General features: G+C 67.1%; 1 pseudogene. It reads left to right on the forward strand.

The annotated features are described in order from the left end of the window. Positions 1 to 496 (forward strand): annotated as a pseudogene (locus CDV44_RS27035) (ABC transporter ATP-binding protein); the annotation flags it as partial.

Genomic DNA, 496 nt, shown 5'->3' on the forward strand with positions numbered 1-496 from the left:
GCCTGGCTGCGCGAGCTGATCGTCTCGCTGGGGCTCTCCGCCCTGTGCGTCACGCACGATCAGACCGAAGCCATGGCGATGTCGGATCGCATCCTGCTGTTGCGCAACGGACGCATCGAACAGGAAGGCACGCCCGCTGAACTCTACGGCTCGCCGCGCTCGCTCTACACGGCGGAATTCATGGGCAGCAACAACCGGATCGACGCCACGGTGAGCGCCGTTGACGGCGATCTCGTCACGCTCGCGGGCGACGGCTTTGCGCTGCAAGCCCGTGCACGCGACCCGCTCGCACCGGGGCAGGACGCGCAGGCGGTCATTCGTCTGGAGCGCGTGCAGGTAGCCGAGGGGCCGGGCCACAACCGCGTCAACGCGCAACTCGTCACGTCGATGTATCTCGGCGACCGCTGGGAATACCTGTTCCATTGCGGGTCGTTGCGCTTTCGCGCGTTCGGTCACGTGCCGCGCGAACCCGGCCATCACTGGGTGGAGTTTCCGG

Source organism: Pandoraea sp. PE-S2R-1, from assembly GCF_002179865.1.
Lineage (GTDB): Bacteria > Pseudomonadota > Gammaproteobacteria > Burkholderiales > Burkholderiaceae > Pandoraea.